Annotated in this window: 21 protein-coding genes and 2 tRNA genes; 15 read left to right on the top strand and 8 right to left on the bottom strand. The window is 54.7% G+C overall.

Translation table 11 applies throughout. The features are described 5' to 3' along the window. Positions 1-1,419 carry a deoxyribodipyrimidine photo-lyase gene (phrB, locus tag CDH47_RS11710; protein WP_100640076.1) on the top strand — a complete coding sequence of 473 codons (1,419 nt, stop codon included), beginning with the start codon at positions 1-3 and terminating at the stop codon, positions 1,417-1,419. A gap of 132 nt (positions 1,420-1,551) precedes the next feature. Here the strand turns inward: phrB and CDH47_RS11715 are convergent, their stop codons facing one another. The 4 genes from CDH47_RS11715 to hemA are packed head-to-tail and all read right to left on the bottom strand — an operon-like array spanning position 1,552 to position 5,521. After that, on the bottom strand, positions 1,552-2,301 hold the full coding sequence (locus CDH47_RS11715; RefSeq protein ID WP_100640077.1) for a HesA/MoeB/ThiF family protein: 750 nt from the start codon (positions 2,299-2,301) through the stop codon (positions 1,552-1,554). Next, positions 2,291-3,157, bottom strand: coding sequence for a peptide chain release factor N(5)-glutamine methyltransferase (gene prmC / locus CDH47_RS11720; protein WP_100640078.1), 867 nt, complete (start codon positions 3,155-3,157; stop codon positions 2,291-2,293). The genes CDH47_RS11715 and prmC overlap by 11 nt, the downstream gene beginning before the upstream one ends. Then, entirely contained in the window at positions 3,147-4,235 is a 1,089-nt protein-coding gene (gene prfA / locus CDH47_RS11725) for a peptide chain release factor 1 (protein WP_100640079.1), read from the bottom strand. Before prfA ends, prmC begins: the two co-directional genes overlap by 11 nt. Further along, positions 4,232-5,521, bottom strand: a complete 1,290-nt coding sequence (gene hemA, locus CDH47_RS11730; RefSeq protein ID WP_100640080.1) for a glutamyl-tRNA reductase — start codon at positions 5,519-5,521, stop codon at positions 4,232-4,234. Before hemA ends, prfA begins: the two co-directional genes overlap by 4 nt. 248 nt (positions 5,522-5,769) lie before the next feature. Between hemA and CDH47_RS11735 the strand changes: the two genes are divergently transcribed. The 8 genes from CDH47_RS11735 to ychF all read left to right on the top strand — a co-directional run bounded on the left by CDH47_RS11735 (position 5,770) and on the right by ychF (position 12,782). Further along, the gene (locus CDH47_RS11735) at positions 5,770-7,527 is read left to right on the top strand and encodes a tetratricopeptide repeat protein (protein ID WP_100640081.1); all 1,758 of its coding nucleotides are present in this window, start codon (positions 5,770-5,772) and stop codon (positions 7,525-7,527) included. Further along, a complete protein-coding gene (gene lolB / locus CDH47_RS11740; RefSeq protein ID WP_100640082.1) occupies positions 7,527-8,162 on the top strand; it encodes a lipoprotein insertase outer membrane protein LolB in 636 nt (211 codons plus the stop codon). Before CDH47_RS11735 ends, lolB begins: the two co-directional genes overlap by 1 nt. After that, the gene (ispE, locus tag CDH47_RS11745) at positions 8,159-9,022 is read left to right on the top strand and encodes a 4-(cytidine 5'-diphospho)-2-C-methyl-D-erythritol kinase (RefSeq protein ID WP_100640083.1); all 864 of its coding nucleotides are present in this window, start codon (positions 8,159-8,161) and stop codon (positions 9,020-9,022) included. The genes lolB and ispE overlap by 4 nt, the downstream gene beginning before the upstream one ends. Positions 9,023-9,041: 19 nt before the next feature. Beyond that, a tRNA-Gln gene (locus CDH47_RS11750) sits at positions 9,042-9,116 on the top strand. A gap of 52 nt (positions 9,117-9,168) precedes the next feature. Beyond that, positions 9,169-10,119: a ribose-phosphate pyrophosphokinase gene (locus tag CDH47_RS11755; RefSeq protein ID WP_100640084.1), complete on the top strand. Its 951-nt coding sequence runs from the start codon at positions 9,169-9,171 to the stop codon at positions 10,117-10,119. 185 nt (positions 10,120-10,304) lie between these two features. After that, positions 10,305-10,961 (top strand): 50S ribosomal protein L25/general stress protein Ctc, encoded by a 657-nt coding sequence (locus CDH47_RS11760; protein WP_100640195.1) that lies wholly within the window; start codon positions 10,305-10,307, stop codon positions 10,959-10,961. A 21-nt stretch (positions 10,962-10,982) separates the two neighbouring features. Next, positions 10,983-11,576 (top strand): aminoacyl-tRNA hydrolase, encoded by a 594-nt coding sequence (pth, locus tag CDH47_RS11765; protein WP_100640085.1) that lies wholly within the window; start codon positions 10,983-10,985, stop codon positions 11,574-11,576. Between the two features lie 114 nt (positions 11,577-11,690). Next, a complete protein-coding gene (ychF, locus tag CDH47_RS11770; protein ID WP_100640086.1) occupies positions 11,691-12,782 on the top strand; it encodes a redox-regulated ATPase YchF in 1,092 nt (363 codons plus the stop codon). 17 nt (positions 12,783-12,799) lie between these two features. On the opposite strand, the gene CDH47_RS11775 is transcribed toward ychF, so the two are convergent. Further along, positions 12,800-13,321 carry an O-acetyl-ADP-ribose deacetylase gene (locus CDH47_RS11775; RefSeq protein ID WP_100640196.1) on the bottom strand — a complete coding sequence of 174 codons (522 nt, stop codon included), beginning with the start codon at positions 13,319-13,321 and terminating at the stop codon, positions 12,800-12,802. A gap of 136 nt (positions 13,322-13,457) precedes the next feature. Here CDH47_RS11775 and CDH47_RS11780 point away from each other — a divergent pair, with 136 nt between their 5' ends. Then, positions 13,458-14,672, top strand: coding sequence for a cation:proton antiporter (locus CDH47_RS11780; RefSeq protein ID WP_161494489.1), 1,215 nt, complete (start codon positions 13,458-13,460; stop codon positions 14,670-14,672). Then, entirely contained in the window at positions 14,669-15,130 is a 462-nt protein-coding gene (locus CDH47_RS11785; RefSeq protein ID WP_100640088.1) for a CBS domain-containing protein, read from the top strand. The genes CDH47_RS11780 and CDH47_RS11785 overlap by 4 nt, the downstream gene beginning before the upstream one ends. A 6-nt stretch (positions 15,131-15,136) precedes the next feature. Here CDH47_RS11785 and CDH47_RS11790 read toward each other — a convergent pair whose 3' ends face one another. Beyond that, positions 15,137-15,517 (bottom strand): nuclear transport factor 2 family protein, encoded by a 381-nt coding sequence (locus CDH47_RS11790; RefSeq protein ID WP_100640089.1) that lies wholly within the window; start codon positions 15,515-15,517, stop codon positions 15,137-15,139. 266 nt (positions 15,518-15,783) lie between these two features. Between CDH47_RS11790 and CDH47_RS11795 the strand changes: the two genes are divergently transcribed. Together CDH47_RS11795 and CDH47_RS11800 are read left to right on the top strand one after the other, a co-directional pair. Then, a tRNA-Met gene (locus CDH47_RS11795) sits at positions 15,784-15,860 on the top strand. 90 nt (positions 15,861-15,950) lie between these two features. Beyond that, positions 15,951-16,385: a PACE efflux transporter gene (locus tag CDH47_RS11800; protein WP_100640090.1), complete on the top strand. Its 435-nt coding sequence runs from the start codon at positions 15,951-15,953 to the stop codon at positions 16,383-16,385. On the opposite strand, the gene CDH47_RS11805 is transcribed toward CDH47_RS11800, so the two are convergent. After that, on the bottom strand, positions 16,379-16,711 hold the full coding sequence (locus CDH47_RS11805; RefSeq protein WP_100640091.1) for a DMT family transporter: 333 nt from the start codon (positions 16,709-16,711) through the stop codon (positions 16,379-16,381). The genes CDH47_RS11800 and CDH47_RS11805 overlap by 7 nt on opposite strands. Before the next feature lie 180 nt (positions 16,712-16,891). Between CDH47_RS11805 and CDH47_RS11810 the strand changes: the two genes are divergently transcribed. Beyond that, on the top strand, positions 16,892-18,169 hold the full coding sequence (locus CDH47_RS11810; RefSeq protein WP_100640092.1) for an O-acetylhomoserine aminocarboxypropyltransferase/cysteine synthase family protein: 1,278 nt from the start codon (positions 16,892-16,894) through the stop codon (positions 18,167-18,169). A 153-nt stretch (positions 18,170-18,322) separates the two neighbouring features. Then, a complete protein-coding gene (gene lipA / locus CDH47_RS11815; RefSeq protein WP_100640093.1) occupies positions 18,323-19,366 on the top strand; it encodes a lipoyl synthase in 1,044 nt (347 codons plus the stop codon). Between the two features lie 58 nt (positions 19,367-19,424). Here lipA and CDH47_RS11820 read toward each other — a convergent pair whose 3' ends face one another. After that, positions 19,425-19,889 (bottom strand): Spy/CpxP family protein refolding chaperone, encoded by a 465-nt coding sequence (locus tag CDH47_RS11820; RefSeq protein ID WP_153045479.1) that lies wholly within the window; start codon positions 19,887-19,889, stop codon positions 19,425-19,427. Positions 19,890-20,084: the final 195 nt, after the last annotated feature.

A 20,084-nucleotide genomic window follows, 5' to 3' on the forward strand; every position in this document is an offset into this window, starting at 1 on the left:
ATGGCACAAATGGTATGGTTCAGAAACGACCTACGCACCGCAGATAACCCGGCTCTTACTGCTGCATGCAACGCATCTGGCAATGCGGGAAGTAATTCCGGCGTTCGGGCTTGCTTCATTCTCACGCCACACCAGTGGCAGGAGCACGACTGGTCACCCGCGCGGGTTCAGTTTGTTATTGCTCATGCGAACGCGCTGGCAGAGGAACTGGCTAAACTTGGCATCCCCCTTTCGTTTCTTTCGGCTGAACGCTTCAGCGATAGCGTTACAGCGCTTGCAAAACATTGCCAGGAACACGGCGCTGATCAACTTCACTTCAATGAAGAGTATGGCATTAACGAGCGCAAGCGCGACAAAACTGTAAAGCACCGCCTTGAAGAACTGGGTATAGCCACCCAGAAGTATCGTGATCAGACAGTAGCACCCGTGGGCGACATACTAACCGGCCAGGGTGAACCCTATTCTGTATTTACCCCCTTCTCGCGCCGCTGGCGCACCTGGATAGACGAAACCCTGCCAAGCCTGTTCCCAATACCCAAAGCACAGGCCGAGGCGATTCAACCGGAACGTATAACCACCATTCCAGAAGGCTTTAAAGATGCACCGCCAGCACTGGTAGAAACCGGTGAAAACGCCGCACACACGCAACTTGAAGAGTTTCTGACAGAGCAAGGTGGTGCATACAAAGAGCAAAGGGACTTTCCTGCCCTCAACGGCACAAGCCAAATCTCCCCCTACCTGGCCAACGGCGTACTTTCTGGCCGCCAGTGCCTGATGGCAGCACGACAAGCGCAAGGCATGGGAGGCAATCAGGAAGGTTATCTGACCTGGATAAATGAGATTGCATGGCGAGATTTTTACATCCATACCCTCTACCACTGCCCTCGGGTAAGCATGCACAGAGCCTTCAAACCGGAAACGGAAGCACTGGAATGGAACACCCCCGGTGAACACTTCGAAGCCTGGAAATCCGGCAACACTGGCATCCCCCTGGTTGATGCCACCATGCGCCAGCTCAATCAAACCGGCTGGATGCACAACCGCCTGCGCATGGTTACCGCAATGTTTCTAACTAAAAACCTGTTCATCGACTGGCGCTTGGGCGAGGCTTATTTTATGTCCAAACTGGTGGATGGTTTCCTGGCTTCAAACAATGGTGGCTGGCAATGGAGTGCATCAACCGGAACTGACGCTGCGCCTTACTTCCGGGTGTTCAACCCGGTGACTCAGAGTGAGCGTTTTGATCCGAAAGGCGAGTTTATCCGCGAGTGGGTGCCTGAACTGGCAAAGCTGGATAACAAGCGCATCCACGATCCGTCGAAAGGTGGGGTGATTCCCGGTGGATACCCGAGACCAATCGTTGACTTGAAGGAAAGCAGGAAAGAGGCTATCGCCAAATTTAAAGCTTTAAAGGACTGAACTCAGACTGGGTGCAGGCACCGACGGAGAGCTCCCTCCAAAACACGCTGTGAATACCTCCCTGTACGCTCGGCTCCGCCATCCATGGCTCCGCACGGTTTTGGAGGGAGCTCTCCGTCGGCGCCTATCGGCTTAGTGCTTTCCGCAAACAGGGCAGTCGGGGTCTTTTGTGAGCTTCATTTCCCGCCACTGCATCTCCCAGGCATCCAGAATCAATAACCGGCCTACAAGTGGAGTGCCAACTCCAGAAAGCATCTTGATGGCCTCCATCGCCTGAACAGAGCCGATCATACCAACAAGCGGGGCAATCACCCCGGCCTCGGAACATGTCAGATCCTCATTACCTTGCTCAGGGTACAAACAGTGATAACACGGGGAATCCGGATTCCGGCTATCGTACACACTCACTTGGCCTTCGCCCCGAATAGCCGCGCCTGAAATCAGTGGAACACCGGCGCCTACACACGCACGATTCAGCGCGAAGCGCGTGGCAAAATTATCAGTGCAATCCAAAGCAAGGTTAGCTCCAGCCACTTCCTGCGCAAAACCCTCCTGCCCAAGACGGCGGTTCACCACAGAGATAGACACAGCCGGATTAATGCTGCGTACCCGGGCCGCCAGAGTCTCTGCCTTGGATTCTCCAAGCTGAGCGGTTTCAAAGGCAATCTGGCGTTGCAGGTTAGGCAACTCAACAACATCGTCATCGACCAGCGTTACGTGGCCAACACCTGCCGACCCCAAATAAAGTGCCACCGGGCAACCAAGCCCCCCGGACCCTACGATCACAATGCGAGCAGCCTTCAACGCCTGCTGCCCGGCAACATCAAAGCGGGGTATCAGAATCTGGCGACTGAAGCGCAGAAGTTCTTCATCACTGAGCATTGAAAGGTCCCTTTTGGGGCCACTGCCCCAGTGTCATGCGGTCGTTACCGCCGTAGTCTTTGCGACTTTCTACCTTAACAAACCCGCGACTTACAAACAGCGCCTGAACCGCCTCGGCCTGATCGTACCCGTGCTCCAAAAGCAGCCAGCCCTCTGGATTCAGCCAGTCAGGCGCATCCTTAACGATCATACGGATGTCATCAAGGCCGTCCGCTCCAGACACCAGCGCAGAGGCAGGCTCAAAGCGAACATCGCCTTCATTAAGATGGTGGTCGTCAGATGCGATATAAGGCGGATTGGAAATAATCAGATCAAAACTGCCAGCAGGCAATCCCGCAAACCAACGGCTCTGGAAAACGTCTACGGGCAAGTTTAGTTGGCGTGCATTTTCTTGCGCCAAGACCACAGCGCCTTCCATCAGATCGCTGGCACTGACTGTCCAGCCAGGCCGCTCGCTGGCCAAGGCCAGTGCGATGGCGCCTGTACCTGTACCCATATCAACAACACAGGCATTTTCTGGCATGGGCAGCTCCAACGCCTGCTCCACAAGGCACTCAGTATCCGGGCGGGGAATAAGGGTACTGTCGCTGACCTTCAAAGGAAGTGACCAAAACTCCTGATGTCCTAAAAGATAGGCAACCGGCATTCCTTGCATCCGCTCGTTCACGAGCTTTTCAAATTCCACCGCTAACCTTGCAGCCACCTCTCGTTCCGGAAACGCACGAAAGCCTGAGCGGCTAAAGCCAGTGATGTGGGCAAGGAGCAACTCGGCATCGAGCCGAGCTGTATCACCGGAGATCCTGCTCGCTGCATCATCAAGCAACGCTTCGCAGGTTAGTAAAGGCTTACTCGTCATCGGAAAGCGAAGCCAGCAACTCCGCTTGATGCTCTTGCTGAAGCGGCACAATCACGGAATCCAGGTCGCCCGCGATCACATCATCAAGTTTGTACAGCGTGAGATTGATTCTGTGGTCGGTTACCCGGCCCTGAGGAAAGTTATAGGTGCGGATACGCTCCGAGCGATCACCACTCCCCACCAGACTTTTGCGGGTTTCAGCCATGGACTGCTGATGGCGCTCAGTTTCAACGTTCTGCAGTCTTGAAGCCAAGTGGCTCATGGCCTTGGCGCGATTCTTGTGCTGTGAGCGTTCTTCCTGACACTCCACCACTATGCCACTTGGCAAGTGAGTAATCCGGATGGCGGAATCGGTTTTGTTTACGTGCTGACCACCCGCACCCGAGGCACGGAAGGTGTCCACGCGCAGGTCACCCTTGTTGATCTCAACAGCCTCTGCCTCATCGGCCTCCGGCATGACAGCAACCGTGCAGGCCGAGGTATGGATACGGCCTTGAGATTCAGTTTCCGGCACCCGCTGAACCCGATGTGCGCCGGACTCAAACTTCAATGCGCCATAAACGGCATCGCCGGCTACACGCGCAATAATTTCCTTGAAACCGCCATGCTCACCTTCGTTTTCGCTCAGCACCTCAATTTGCCAGCGCCGGCTCTCTGCATAGCGGCTGTACATGCGAAACAGATCACCCGCAAAAATGGCAGCCTCATCACCGCCGGTTCCTGCCCGTATTTCCAGAAACACGTTTTTACCGTCATTCGGATCTTTCGGCAGCATTAGCCGCTGCAGCTCTTCATCCAGCTCTGCAGATTTTTGCTCGGCAAGCGCAAGCTCTTCTTCAGCCATTTCGCGCATGTCGGCATCGCCGTCTTTCGCAAGCTCCTTGGCTTCGCTGATATCATCCAGCGACTGCTTCCATGCCCGAAAGCACTGAACCACTGGTTCTATCTCAGAAAACTCCCGGGACAGTTCCCGAAATTTGTCTTGCTGGGCAATGGTGGCCGGATCGCTAAGCATAGCGCTGACCTCCTCGAAGCGCTCAATAAGCAGTTCGAGGCGGGACTGAATGGATGGTTTCATATTTTTTCCGGAGTGGTCGTCGCGTCTACTTCCAGCACATCAAGCTGATGGAGTTCTCTCAGCCATTCTGTCACTTCGGTGCGGCCTTCGGTGGAGGCCTTTCGAACCTGAACAGACGGTTCATGCAGGAGCTTGTTTGTCAGGCCCCGCGCCAGACTGCGCAGTGCTGTTTCAGGATCCCCCCCATTACGTAAGGCTCGAAGGGCTTTTTCAGTTTCCATATCGCGCAAACTTTCCGCTCGCTGCCGAAACTGCTTCAATGTGGAGACCGCATCCAGAGCCCTGAGCTGGCTAAGGAAGTCCTGCACACCATCTGCTATGAGGTTTTCCGCCTCACGGGCAGCACCTTCCCGGGTTCGGATATTTTCTTCGATTACCTGCCGCAGATCGTCAACAGTGTAAAGATACACATCTGCAAGGGACGCCACTTCCGGCTCTATGTCCCTGGGCACAGCAATGTCTACCATGAAAAATGGCCGGTGTTTACGCTTTTTCAACGAACGTTCCACCGCACCTTTACCCAGAATCGGCAGCGGGCTGGCAGTAGATGAAATAATAATATCGACATCCGACAGGTAGTCTGGAATCTCCGACAGCACTATGCCTTTGCCGCCTCTGGATTCTGCGAGTGCCTGAGCCCGCTCAAGGGTGCGGTTAGCAACAATAAAGTGTTTCACACCAGCATCTGCAAGGTGACGGGCAACCAGCTCTATGGTTTGACCGGCGCCGATCAGCAATGCCTTGTTTTTCGACATGTCCGCAAAAATGCGATTAGCCATGCTTACTGCGGCGTAGGCTACAGATACCGGGTTTTCCCCGATGGCTGTCTGTGTTCGAACACGCTTGGCTACGGAAAAGGTCTGCTCAAACATCCGCGAAAGAAACGACCCACTTCCGCCATGTTCCCGGGCAAGTGCGTAGGCGTCCTTTAACTGACCAAATATCTGCGGCTCACCCAAAACCATGGAGTCCAACCCGGCCGCAACGCGCATCATGTGCCGCACCGCCTCAGCGTCGCGGTGGACATAAAGCACTTCCTCAAGCTCGGCCGCATCCAGATCATGAAAGCCTGCCAGCCAGCGCAAAACCAAGGGGGCACAATCGTCGTCGCCCGCCAGATATAATTCTGTGCGATTACAGGTTGATAGAATCGCAGCCTCACTGGCCCCGGATGCCGCCCGCAATTCTGCAAACGCCTCTGACATACGCTCAGGCGTAAACGCTACTCGCTCCCTCAACTCAACAGGGGCGGTGCGATGATTGATTCCCAGCGTTAGCAGTGCCATTTCTCGGTTCTACAATCCTCTGTCGATGAACTGTGTATATTAGCGCCATTATGCAGGCATTTTAGCGGCCAGAGCCTTCAGCTGCCACCCAAAAGCGCATAGGCTTCGGGAAGTGCGGACAGGTTGGGCAAGAACAAGAGCTTATGCCATTATAGGGAATCGGCGCACTCCGGGCCCGACTCAACTCAAAAAAAGAGGGGGTTCCGGGCCCTTTCAAGGTGCCCAGTCAATAAATCACGGGAAGTTGCATGTACAAATCCGCACCGCTTTTGGTTACCTGCCTGTTAAGCCTTTCACTGGCAGGCTGCGCCAGTATAACCGGTTCCGGGCACTCGCCTGATGTCGACGAAACAATCACGAGCACGCAAAAAGGCTCCCAAAAAATCAGCAACGAGCCGCCTGTAGAGTACGCAGATTTTGAGCCAGAAATACTGTACTTGCTGCTCACTGCAGAAATTGCCGCCCAGCGGGGCCGGTACGACGTTACCCTGGTTAACTACATCAAAGCCGCACAGCAGTCCCGGGACACCAAGGTGATCGAGCGAGCCATGCGCATTGCCCAATCACTCAATGGTGACAACGCTCAGAAGCAGCTGGCGGAGCTGTGGCTTGAAATAGATCCGAGCAACCTCTATGCGCTTCGAATTTCCGCCATTCAGGCCGTCAAACGTAACGAGCTTGAAGCCGCTTTGGGATATATGGAACAGATTCTGAACCAGGGCGAAGATGCGGATTTTGACAGCCTTGCTGCAATGGCAGGCAACTTGCCACCCGAGCAACGGCAAGAACTGCTAACACTATACAACGAGATGGCATACCGCCACCCTGGCGTACCTGAACTGGAATACAGCATCGCCTTGCTGCTGAAAATCGTTGGGAATCCACAGGCAGCCCTTAGCCGCCTTGAACCGCTGCTAAAAGAAACACCCAATTTTCAGCCTGCCATTATCCTGAAGGGCGATCTTCTGTATCAGAGCGACAGAGAAAACGAAGCCCTCGAACATTTGATGATAAACACCCGTCGCTTTCCGGCAAACCGCCAAATGGGCACTCTTTATGGGCGCATGCTTATCAGTGAAGGCGAACTGCAAGCTGCCCAAGACGAATTCAACCGCCTCGTGCAACGCTACCCGGACACCCCTGGCCTGCGCCTCTCACACGCGCTTGTTGCTTTGGAAAATGGGCAACTTGATCTGGCAAAGGAAGAACTCAGCAAGCTGGCTGAGCAGGGCCACCACACCAACGAAGCCAACTATTACCTCGGCAGGATTGAGGATGAGGCCGGCAATACGGAGCAGGCCATCGGTTACTATCAGAGTGTGGAAGACGGCAACTACTACTTCCCCTCACTTGCCCGGGCCAGCGCACTACTGACAGCAGAAGGCAAACTCGACAAAGCACTCGACGACATCCGTTCCATGCGCAGCGCCAACCCGAAACAGGCCGAAAATTACTGGCTGCTTGAGGTTAACCTGTTACTCGACCAGAAGCTGCAACAGGAAGCTGTTGAAGCCGCCACGGGCGCTCTTGTGGACCACCCTTCCAACCTTCAGATCCGCTATGCGCGGGCGATGCTGTTCGATGCCCTGCAGCAGCCAGAAAAGGCCGAAGCAGACCTCAAGCAGATCATCGACAGCGACCCGAAAAACGCCGTCGCCCTGAATGCTCTGGGGTATATTCTTACTACCCGCACTAACCGCCTCAGCGAAGCCCGTGGCTACATTGAGCAGGCCTTGGCACTCGATCCCGAAAACCCGGCCATCCTTGATAGTATGGGCTGGGTTCTGTTTCAGCAGGGCCAGATCAAGCCCGCACTCGATTACTTGTCCAGCGCTTGGGCGGCTTTCCCCGACCCCGAAGTTGCTGCCCATTACGGAGAAGCCTTATGGTTTAGCGGCGCCGAAGAACAGGCACAGATCATATGGAAAGAAGCTCTGGAGCAGGATGCTGATCACGAGGTACTGCGGGAAACCATTGAACGACTGACGAACACCGGTGAGCAGTAATGCCGGCTTCTGTTCGCCTGTGGATAGCTATCGCACTTTTGACGAGCCTGAGTGCCTGCACCACTATCCAGGTAGAGCCTCTGCCCGAGGGCATGACAGATCAGCCTCCAGCCGACTGGCAGGATCGCTCCGTAAAGCTGGGGCAGTTTGATCACTGGCGCTTATCGGGCAAATTAGCGGTACGCCAACCGTCAGATAGTGGCACTGCCATTATCAACCACTGGATACAGGAAGGCGAAGCCTACGACCTGGCCTTATCATCCTCTTTTTTGGGGATGGGCAGCACAATATTAAAAGGCGTTCCGGGGTTTATTGAACTCACTCTGTCCAATGGTGAAACATACCGCTCCGGAGACCCGGGCGCCCTGATGGAAGCAGCAACCGGCTGGCAACTGCCAATGGAAAGCCTTATCTGGTGGATTCGCGGCCTGCCAGCACCTGCAAGCGACTTCCGGCTGCTGTTTGACGACCGGGGCGAGCTGGCAATGATTCGCCAGGACGGCTGGGAAATCCGTTACGACCGCTGGCATCCGCTGCAAGGCGACACACCCGCCCTGCCCGCCAGAATCACCGCATTGAAAGACAGCAAGCGCGTGCGCGTTGTTGTTAGCAACTGGCAGGACCTGAACCCGTGACCACCACACTCACCCTTCCTTCGCCCGCCAAGCTCAACCTCTTTCTGCACATCGTTGGCCGGCGCCCGGATGGTTACCACGAGCTCGAAACCCTGTTTCAGTTCCTTGATTACGGCGACGACATTACGCTCACCCTGACCTCCGAACGCCCTGGCATTCGCCTTGAGAGTCCCATTCCCGGCGTTTCAGACGATGACAACCTTATTGTCAAAGCGGCTCGTGCCCTTGCCAGAAAAACGCCTGACGAACTGCCAGGCGTCAGCATCAGCATCAACAAGCGCCTGCCTATGGGTGGCGGGCTCGGCGGCGGAAGCTCCAATGCAGCCACCACTCTCCTGGGGCTTAACTACCTCTGGAAGCTTGGACTAGGGCTCGACGAGCTTGCTGACATAGGCCTTACGCTCGGGGCTGATGTGCCGGTTTTCGTTCACGGCCATGCGGCTTTCGGCGAGGGAGTCGGTGAAAAACTGACTCCGGCTTTCCCGCCAGAAGACTGGTTTCTGATCCTGAAACCGGCCTGCAACATCAACACCGGAAAGATATTTTCGGCACAAGGCTTGACAAGAGACACCCCGAAGATGACAATAGCGCCCGCTTTTGAGGGAGACGCCTCGAGGTACCGAAACGACTGTGAAGATGTGGTTAACAAGCTATATCCTGAGGTCAAACAGAGCATGGAATGGCTCACACAATTCGGACCTGCAAGATTAACCGGAACCGGGGCTTGCATATTTGGACGTTTCCCTACAGAATCCGCAGCCCGGATTATCTGGGAAAGCAAACCCTCCGGCATCACCGGGTTCGTAGCTAAAGGGGTGAACATTTCACCTCTACACCAAAAGCTGACAGAGCTGGAATGATGCCAAAAAAGCACGATACTGGGGTGTCGCCAAGTGGTAAGGCAACGGGTTTTGATCCCGTCATGCGCAGGTTCGAATCCTGCCACCCCAGCCACCTTTCTCCCGCTTCTTCTGACTCAATCTCCGAAAATGAGAAGGATGCCGTCGTGTCCAAATTGATGATATTCACTGGCAATGCCAACCCTGAGCTTTCCCACGCTATCGCCAAAAAACTCCATATACCCATGGGAGAGGCGACTGTTGGCTGCTTCAGCGATGGTGAGACCACCGTTGAAATTAACGAAAATGTACGTGGACATGATGTATTTATCATTCAGCCCACGTGCTACCCGACCAATGACAACCTGATGGAACTGATCATGATGGCCGATGCCTTGCGCCGTGCCTCTGCATCACGCATCACAGCAGTCATCCCCTATTACGGGTATGCACGCCAGGATCGCCGGGTTCGCTCCAGCCGCGTTGCCATCAGCGCCAAGGTTGTTGCAGACATGATTTCCAGTATTGGCGTAGACCGCGTACTGACGGTAGACCTGCACGCCGATCAGATTCAAGGCTTTTTCGATGTACCGGTGGACAACATTTACGCCACACCCGCTCTGCTCGACGACATTGAAAAACAGCGGTTCGAGAACTTCGTTGTGGTTTCACCGGATGTAGGCGGCGTTGTACGCGCCCGGGCTATTGCCAAGCGCCTGGATGATGCCGACCTGGCCATCATTGACAAGCGCCGCCCCAAAGCCAACGTATCTCAGGTTATGCACATCATTGGCGACGTTGCAGACAAGACCTGCATCCTTGTGGACGACATTGTCGATACCGCCGGCACCTTGTGTAAGGCCGCAAACGCTCTGAAAGACCGCGGTGCAACCCGTGTTGTGGCTTACATCACCCATCCCGTTCTCTCTGGCCCGGCCATTGAAAACATCAACGCGTCAGTAATTGACGAAGTTGTTGTGTGTGACACCATCCCGCTGGGTGACAAAGCCAAGAACTGTGCTAAAATCCGCCCCCTCAGTATGGCTGGACTGCTCGCTGAATCTATTCGCCGCGTAAGCAACGAAGAGTCCATCAGTGCGCTGTTCGAGAACGCCTGAGTAGGCCGCCCAACGTAATTCGTCAAAATACCGCGGGTTACAAGGTGAGCAATTAAAATACCGAGTCGGGAGCCCAATCAGGCTCCCGACTCTTTTAGTCAGCCGGAAACCTCCGGCTTTTTGAAACCATCGCCTGTCCAAACGCCTGGTCGCGGGCAGTTCAGGTGACGATTGAGGTAAAAACCATGTCTCAGGACTTTGTTATTCAAGCATTTCCTCGTGACGACAAGGGGAAAGGTGCGAGCCGCCGCCTGCGTCGCGAAGAAGGTAAAATTCCAGCCATCATTTACGGTGCTGGCAAAGATGCTACTCCGATTTCTATCTGGCAGAACGAGCTGAAGAAAGCCCTGGAAAACGAAGCATTCTTCTCGCACATTCTGACGATCGATCTGGAAGGCAAGAAAGAAAGCGTTATCATCAAGGATCTGCAGCGTCATCCGTACAAGTTGCTGCTATCTCACGCCGATTTCCAGCGCGTAGAGAAGGACCAGGAAATCCTTGTACACGTTCCGGTGCACCTGCTGAACGAAGAGTCAGCTGAAGCCATTAAGACCTTTGGTGGTGTTGCATTCCGCCTGATGACAGAAGTTGAAGTAGCCTGTCTGCCGAAGGATCTGCCTGAGTCTATCGAAATCGATATGACTGATATCGAAATGGATCAGGTTGTTCACATGAGTGACCTGAAACTGCCAGAAGGCGTTCGTATACCTGCCCTGCAGCATGGTGCTGAGCACGACCAGGCTGTTGTGTCTGTCAGCAAGCCGAGAGGCTCTCAGGTTGAAGACACTGAAGGCGAAGAAGCTGAAGGTGAAGAAGGCGAAGAAGGCGAAAGCAAGGAGTAATCACTCCGGAGGCGTTGGCAAATGGCACAGGATATTGTCATGGTGGTTGGCTTGGGTAACCCTGGCCCCGACTACGAAAATACCCGCCACAATGCCGGCGCCCTTTTCGTCGAAGCACTGGCCCGTGAAGCGGGCCAGTCGCTCCGCCCAGAAAAGAAATACCACGGGCATTACGCCCGCATCCAGTGGCAAGGTCTTGAGCTACACCTGCTGAATCCCGCTACCTTTATGAACCGCAGTGGCCAGTCTGTAAAAGCCCTCGCGGATTTTTTCAAAATCGCACCCAGCCAGATACTGATTGCTCACGACGAGCTGGACCTCCCCCCTGGCACCGCCAAGCTCAAAAAAGGCGGAGGACACGGTGGCCATAACGGCTTAAGAGACTCCATCGCCCACCTTGGCACAAACGAATTCCAAAGACTTCGAATTGGTATCGGCCACCCTGGTGATAGCCGCAAGGTTACCGGCTATGTCTTAGGCCGCTTAGGCAAACGCGAAACGGAAGACCTCAACGAGGTATTCGACGAAACCATGCGGGTGCTACCGGATGCAGTTTCTGGCAACCTCGCAGCCGCCATGAACCGCTTACACAGCTTCAAACCAACGACCGCCTGAGCCTGCCAGAGACCACTTCAGGCTAATCTACCAGCCCTGATTTCCCTCACTCGCACCCTTTGGCGTACACCGGTATAATCCGGCCAAACTTTCCAGTACCAGCAGAGGCATTCCATGGGTTTTAACTGCGGCATCGTCGGCCTGCCAAACGTCGGCAAATCCACCCTGTTCAACGCACTGACCAAAGCGGGCATTGGCGCGGAAAACTTCCCGTTCTGCACCATCGAGCCAAACGCAGGCGTGGTTGCCATGCCCGACCCACGACTGGATAAACTGGCAGAGATCGTCCAACCACAGCGCACCGTGCCTACAACCATGGAGTTTGTGGACATTGCCGGCCTTGTAGAAGGTGCATCCAAAGGTGAAGGTTTGGGCAACCAGTTCCTGGCGAACATTCGCCAAACTGAAGCTATCGCCCACGTGGTTCGCTGCTTTGAAGACCCCAACGTTGTCCACGTTTCCAACAAAATTGATCCCGCAGCGGATATTGAGATCATCAATACCGAGCTTGCACTTGCAGATATGGACACCGTTGAGAAGGCTATCAAGCGTGTTCAGCGTATCGCCAAAGGCGGTGACAAAGAAGCCAAGGCCCAGATTGAAATTTTTGAACGGCTTCTGCCGGTATTGAACGAAGGCAAGCCAGTGCGGGGCATGGGGCTGGACAGTGACGAGCTACTGCTTATCCGCGAACTGTGCCTGCTCACCATCAAGCCAACCATGTACATTGCCAACGTGAGCGAGGATGGTTTCGAGAACAACCCTCACCTGGACACTGTGCGCGAGATCGCCGAGCAAGAAAATGCCGTCGTGGTTCCCATCTGCAATAAAATTGAAGCTGAAATCTCCGAGCTGGAAGACGACGAAAAAAGCATGTTCCTTGAAGAGATGGGCATGGGTGAGCCAGGCCTGGACCGGGTTATCCGCGCGGGCTACAACCTGCTGGGTCTACAGACATACTTTACTGCAGGCGTTAAGGAAGTGCGGGCATGGACGGTAAAAATCGGCGCAACAGCCCCGCAAGCCGCTGCAGTGATTCATACGGACTTCGAGCGCGGTTTCATTCGTGCTGAGGTTATTGGCTACGACGACTTTGTGCAGTACAACGGCGAAGCTGGCGCTAAAGAAGCCGGGAAATGGCGCCTGGAAGGCAAAGAATACATCGTTCAGGACGGCGATGTGATTCACTTCCGGTTTAACGTTTAAATCTGCCTGACTTGCATTCAGGGCTGTCGAACGGGTATTTGACAGCCCTGGTACAACTCCAGATCCTCATCTGAAAAACAGCAAAACACCACTTCTGAAAATGCAGACTCCGAAGCCACGAATTCTCGTACCGTCTTCACTGCAATACTCGCCGCCAGCGCAGCCGGGAACCCATAGACTCCGGTACTGATACACGGGAAGGCGATTGAGGACAAACCTGAATTGACCGCCAGCTTCAGGCTTTCCCGGTAACACGAAGCCAACAATTCCGCCTCCCTGCTGGATCCGCCATGCCACACGGGGCCCACTGTGTGGATCACATGCTTTGCTGCCAGGAGGTAACCCTTGGTGATCTTGGCATCTCCAGTTTCACAGCCCTGAAGAGCCCGACATTCTTCCAGCAACTGCGGGCCAGCAGCACGGTGAATAGCACCGTCTACGCCACCACCACCAAGAAGCGACGAATTAGCAGCATTCACGATGGCATCAACAGTCAGAACAGTAATATCGCCACAAATGGCACTTAAAGTTGTAGTCATGAACAGCAGTCTAGCGCAAAAATCTGCAGCGCGAGAGATGCACCAACCCGGGAAGCGTGTCCCGTCGATGGTACACTCGGCACATTCTTCACAACACCGCGAATCAACGGTTCAAAATAAAGATAATGGAGTCAAAGTGGAAATCCTGCTGATCGGATTATTAATGATCTCCGGGCTTACACTCGGCGCACTGGGCAGCGCCCTGTTTAATGTACCCCGCGTAGTGGGCTACATATTGGCCGGCATGCTGTTTGCGCCCGATTTTCTGGGTGGGCTCCTGGGGGCCGCAACGACTGAGTGGACCCGACCGGTCGTTGCCGTCACGCTCGGCGTCATTGCTTATCTGATTGGCGGTGCAGTCACAGCCTCGCAATTGCGCCAATTAGGCTGGACTATCGTCACAGCCACGCTTGGCAAGGTCAGCGGTAGCTTTGTAGCCGTGCTGGTGGGTTTTACGTTACTGGGCACGACCGTAGCCGATGTACCCGGCTGGACCTTTACGCTGCTGCTTGCAGCGATTGCCACCACCACCGCTCCGGCTGCCATTGTAGCGATCATCCACCAGTACAGGGCTCGCGGCCCGCTAACCACCGCACTACTGGGAATGGTCGCGCTTGATGACATGCTGGCATTGGTGATTTTTTCACTGGTATTGGCCGCCATCGACAGCGCCGGTTTTACCTCTGCGATTCCAGCAGTCATTTGGGAGATCATTGCGGCAATCGGATTCGGGGCGGCCGGCGCTTATGCGATAGAACGTGCCGCACGATACTTGCCCGAGCAGGAACTGAAACTGGTTGCATTACTCGGCGGGATCATCCTGCTAACCGGGCTGGCGGAAACCTGGCACTTCTCTCCACTGCTCGCGGCGATGACGCTGGGCTTCTCAGTCCGAATGTTTGCGGGCGCCCACTCCGAGCCGTTATTCCGACCCCTCGAGCAACTTCAGGAAGTGGTGTTCGTGCTGTTCTTCACCCTCGCCGGGCTGCATTTCGCGCCTGCCGTCGTACTCAGTCATGCGGGGTTGATCGTACTATACTTTCTGTTAAGGGCGGGCGGCCAAATAATCGGAGCGATGGTGGGCGCACGCCTCGCCGGCGCACCACGAGTGATCAGTCACAACGTGGGCCTGATCATGCTGCCACAGGGCGGGGTAGCCATAGGTATGGCGCTAATGCTCACCAGTGTGCCGAGCTTGGGGGATTCTGCGCTGCTGATCGTTAATATTGTCACGGCAACCACGTTGCTTACTGAAACATTGGGTGCGATGGCAACGCGCTTTGGCCTGGCGCGGGCCGGCGAGCTCAGCCAAAGCGCTGAAGCCAGCGAGAAGAGTAAGGAGGCAACATGAAGACCAGTGAATGGCTCAAAATCCATCCGGTCAAAGCATTAACCGTCGCCAGTGAGTGCAGCCTTCAGGATGCCGCCCGACTGCTGCTGGATGATCCGGAGGGGCGCGATCTCTTTGTTCTCAATGCCGAAGGACAGGTTTGCGGACATCTGGGTTTCTGGCATGTGGCCACCCTGCTACTGGCAGAGCTGCGGCCCACACTCAGCCTGCGCGAACTGGTGGAGCGGATCACGCTCGGAACAGTCGCCGATCATATGGACGATCAAGTGATGTGCGCCAGCGTCGATGAGGATGTCGGCGACATTTTATATCAGCACGACCTCTTTCAACAGCACGTGGAGCGTCGCGTTGAGGACATCCCGGTGGTTGACGAGCAACGCCGCCTGCTGGGCGTGATCCGCTTATCCGATTTGCTGCGCGACGCCATCAATACCGCCCCACGGGTGCCTGACGAGTAAGCCACACTAGGGATTAGCTGAAGGCAGGTTGCCTCCCAACATATTCTCTACCACAGCGGCATTGTAAAAGGCTTCAACGGTCTGGATTTTGTCACCCTGAACACGAAACCAGACCGCAAGCCGTACATCCCCGATTGGCTCAAAGTGGGTCTGATAATCCAGAATTGCAAATACGTGCTCACCATCGGCACTGAGCTGGCGGAGAATCAGATCCTTCTGTATGGCAACCATACCAAACTGGTAAGACAGCATGTCATCACGATTCAGAAACCGCATGTTGGGCCCTACATATTCAAAGCCCTCCTCAGCCAACAAGGCCTTGGCCTCATCCAAGCGCTGCGCATGGATGCCGGCAATGAACTGCGCCACTATTTCTTTCGGTTGCATAGTTAGATTCCAATTCCAAAATGGGAACGTCCGACAATCGCATAATGATACACGCTATTATGCAGTTTCACCCAACCCCTGCTCCACTGGCAATATTTTCCAGGTTTTATTTATTCCTGAAAAAATCCATAAACCATTGTTTAAAAATGCTTAAAGTGCAAAATCTGCGCTCAAAAGATCAGCTCTTGGCACAGTTTTATCGGCCACCTCTTGACACCTCTGCTCTCCGTACATAAGATACGCGCCGCTTCCATTGATGAAGCGATGGCAAGGTAGCTCAGTTGGTTAGAGCACAGCACTCATAATGCTGGGGTCGGCGGTTCGACTCCGCCCCTTGCTACCATTATTCGAAAAGGCTGCGACTCACGTCGCGGCCTTTTTTCGTTTTCAACGGACGAAAACATTCACCTCTCTTTAACTGTGGAGCTTTCCAATGAGAACCACCGGCGACAGAATCCGGCAAGCGGTTTCCTTCGAAGTTATCGGGTTGCTCATTTCCATCCCCCTCGCAGCCTTCGCATTCGGTTTTTCCCTTGAAAAAACCGGCGTGCTCGGGCTGATTGGGGCTACGCTTGCCACTGCGTGGAACTACATCTTCAACCTGGGCTTTGACCACACACTGAAACGCTTTACTGGCTCAACCCGCAAATCCCTGAAACATCGCTTCATACATGCAGTCTGCTTTGAATCGGGGCTGTTACTCGCATTCCTTCCGATCATTGCCTGGTGGATGGATATAAGCCTTCTGGAAGCGCTTCTGGTGGACGTTTCTTTTGCATTGTTCTATCTGGTTTATGCGTTCGTGTTTACTTGGTGCTACGACACCATCTTTCCCGACACAGACGCTGTGACACCTCCCCCTCAGTGAACCCCGGTTCGGGACAACACATTCAATACAAACACACCGGAAACAATCAGCATCATACCAACCATGCCCCAGGCATCCAGCTTTTGGCCGAAGGCCAACCAGCCCACCGCGGCTATCAAAACAATACCCAGCCCAGCCCAAATCGCATAGGCAATACCAACCGGAATGGTGCGCAACGCTAACGACAACAAATAGAAAGCAGCACCATACCCCAGAATAACCACCACGGATGGTGTCAGCCGAGTAAACCCTTCACTCGCTTTAAGTGCAGAGGTGGCAACAACCTCGGCAATTATGGCGATCCCCAGCAAAACCCAGTTACTCATCAGACATACCCTTGATCCTCAATAATTTGTTGCACACAATTCCCCAGCGGGGCTTGTAAGGCAAGCATATTATGTTCAGGCATGTCACGATTGCATACCGTTATAAACCCCACCAAATCTATATGGCATACTGATGCCCGAACTGAACAACGCCAACTATCCATTCCCAAGGAAGTTATTATGAAATTCGAGACGCTCGCCCTCCACGCCGGCTTCAAAGGCGACCCGACCACCAAGGCGGCCACAACCCCCATTTATCAGACCACCTCCTACACGTTTGATGACACCCAGCATGGTGCCGATCTATTTAACCTGAAGGTTGCAGGCAACATTTACACCCGCATCATGAACCCGACCAACTCCGTGCTTGAAGAGCGCATGGCCGCCCTTGAAGGCGGTGTGGGCGCTCTCGCGGTAGCCTCGGGCATGTCTGCCATTACCTATGCCCTGCAAACCATTTGCCGTGTTGGCAACAACATTGTGAGCACCAGCCAGCTGTATGGCGGCACCTACAACCTGTTTGCCCACTCACTGCCGAACCAGGGCATTGAGTGCCGCATGGTTCGCCACGACGACTTTGATGCCATCGAGAATGCCATCGATGACCAGACCCGCGCTCTGTTCTGCGAGTCCATTGGCAACCCTGCCGGCAACGTAGTGGATATTGCACGCTGGGCTGAAGTCGCGCACAAGCATGGTATCCCATTGATCGTGGACAACACCGTAGCAACACCTTATATCTGCCGCCCGTTTGAGCACGGTGCGGATATCGTTGTGCACTCTCTCACCAAGTACATTGGCGGCCACGGTACCACCGTAGCCGGTTGCGTGGTGGACTCAGGCAAGTTTGACTGGAAAGCCAATGGTGCCAAGTTCCCGATGATGAACGAGCCGGATCCTTCCTATCACGGCGTGGTTTACACAGAAGCCCTGGGCGCCGCTGCCTTTATCGGTCGCTGTCGCGTTGTGCCACTGCGTAATACGGGCTCTGCCCTCTCGCCGTTCAACTCGTTCCTGATTATGCAGGGCCTGGAAACTCTGGGTTTACGCATGGAGCGCCACTGCGAGAACGCCGAGAAAGTTGCCAACTTCCTGCAGGATCATCCCGCAGTGGAATGGGTGAACTATGCAGCTCTGGCCAACAGCCCCTTTAAAGCTACCTGCGACAAAATCTGCGGCGGTAAAGCTTCTGGCATCGTGAGCTTTGGGATCAAAGGCGGGCGCGAAGCTGGCGCCAGGTTTATTGATGCGCTGGAGATGATTTACCGCTTGGTGAACATTGGTGATGCCAAATCACTGGCCTGCCACCCCGCCACAACCACCCACCGCCAGTTAAATGCGGAAGAGCTTGAGAATGCCGGTGTGAGTGAAGACTTGGTGCGCCTGTCCATCGGCATTGAGCATGTGGACGACATTCTGGCTGACATTACGCAAGCCCTGGAAAAAGCCCAGGCCTGATTGCTTTATATCCGGAAACCTCAGCCGGGTGCGACGAAAGTCGTGCCCGGCCCCCTTCCAAACACCCCGTGATTGCCCTTACCTACCTTGTAACTACCCCTTCAGCGGATTATTCTCTAGAGATCCCCAAGTCTTAATGAGAGTCCGGTTGCAATGAGCGAAAGCGCAAAGCCCCGCGTCACCAGTGGTTCCAAATTCCGTAACGAGCATGGCTTTTCAGCGATCAAAGATGGCCAGAAACGCACGGCAAATCAGGAGCCTGTATCGGTTGAGCGCAAACCCAGTTGGCTAAGAGCCAAAATGCCCGGTGGCGAGCGCTTTGAGGCCGTGCGCAAGAATGTCACTGAAAACCGGGTGAGTACCGTATGCCAGGAGTCCCACTGCCCCAATATTGGTGAGTGCTGGACGGCTGGCACGGCGACCATCATGGTAATGGGCTCAGTGTGCACTCGCGCTTGCCGATTCTGCGCAGTGGACACTGGCAACCCTAACGGCTGGCTCGACAAGGACGAGCCGGAAAATACCGCAAAGTCTGTTGAGCTCATGGGCCTGCGTTACATTGTGCTTACCTCGGTCGACCGCGACGATCTGGAGGACGGCGGCGCCGCCCACTATGCAGCCTGCGTTTCGGCAATCAAAAAACGCACACCTGAAGTTGCTGTGGAAGCCCTGACACCCGACTTCGATGCGGTAATGCCTGATGTGGAGAAGGTGCTGGATTCCGGCCTTGAAGTGTTCGCACAGAACGTCGAAACCGTCGAGCGGCTTACACGCCGGGTGCGTGATCCTCGTGCTGGCTACCAAAAGACACTCAGTGTGCTGGCCCACGCCAAGCACTACCGGCCCGACGTACTCACCAAAACCAGCCTGATGCTGGGCTTGGGTGAGACCCACGAGGAGATCCTTGCCACCATGGACGATCTCCGAGATATTGGCGTGGATATCCTGACTCTTGGCCAGTACCTGCGCCCAACGCCAAATCATCTCCCTGTGGAGCGTTACGTAACACCTGAAGAGTTTAATCAGTACCGTGAGATAGGTCTGGAGAAAGGTTTTATGGAGGTGCCCTCAGGGCCTATGGTGCGGTCCAGCTACCGGGCGGACAGGGTCTTCGACAAAAATAATCTGGGGCTTGCGGCGCCTGAGGTGCCTGCAAGCTCGAATGCAATGCAGATTCCAATCAAACACGTTGAGTAGCGCACTGCCCTGTTACCTACCCTTCCCGAAAGCCGGGTAAGTAACAGGGCCTATAATATTACTGGCCTTGCTGCTGCATCATCATCTGACGCTGCTGCATTTGCTGACGCATCTCTTGCATCTTCTTGTCCAGCTCGTCACGCTGCTCCTGAGTGAACACACTATCGACTTTGGCCTGCATGAGAGCCGAAAGCACTGCGATTTCACCGGTTACCTCACCCAGATCTTCCCCGTGCTCGCGAATGGCACCTTCATCGTAATCAGCTTTGATTTCTGCCTGCATCTGCTCCTGCAAGGCACGAGCCTCCTCTCGCAAGGTACCAATTTCGCCCTGCATTTCCTCTAGAATGTCGCGAATTTCTTTTTGCTGATCGTCGGAAAGCCCCACCATCTGGGCCAGCTGGCCTACCTGGTCGGTCTGAGCCGCGCTTCCTTGGGGAGCCGCACCAGCTTGCTGGGCCAGCACCGGGGCCGACAGGCTCAATGCAACAAGGGCGGTGCCGAACAGTTTTGCGAGCGTCATAGAAATCTCCATTTACAATTTAGTTTCGGTAACTAGCCGGGTTAACACCCTAAAGCATCCCGCCCCTGTATTTCACCCCGATATCCCCTCTTTTTCTACAGGTTGTGAGCCAGGCACGCCCAAAACCCGCCACACACGTGCATTGAAACAAATGTGAAAGTTTGGTCATTCCCCTTCATAATGGCGGAATTCACC

The sequence above is a fragment of the Marinobacter salexigens genome (assembly GCF_002806945.1).
GTDB lineage: Bacteria > Pseudomonadota > Gammaproteobacteria > Pseudomonadales > Oleiphilaceae > Marinobacter > Marinobacter salexigens.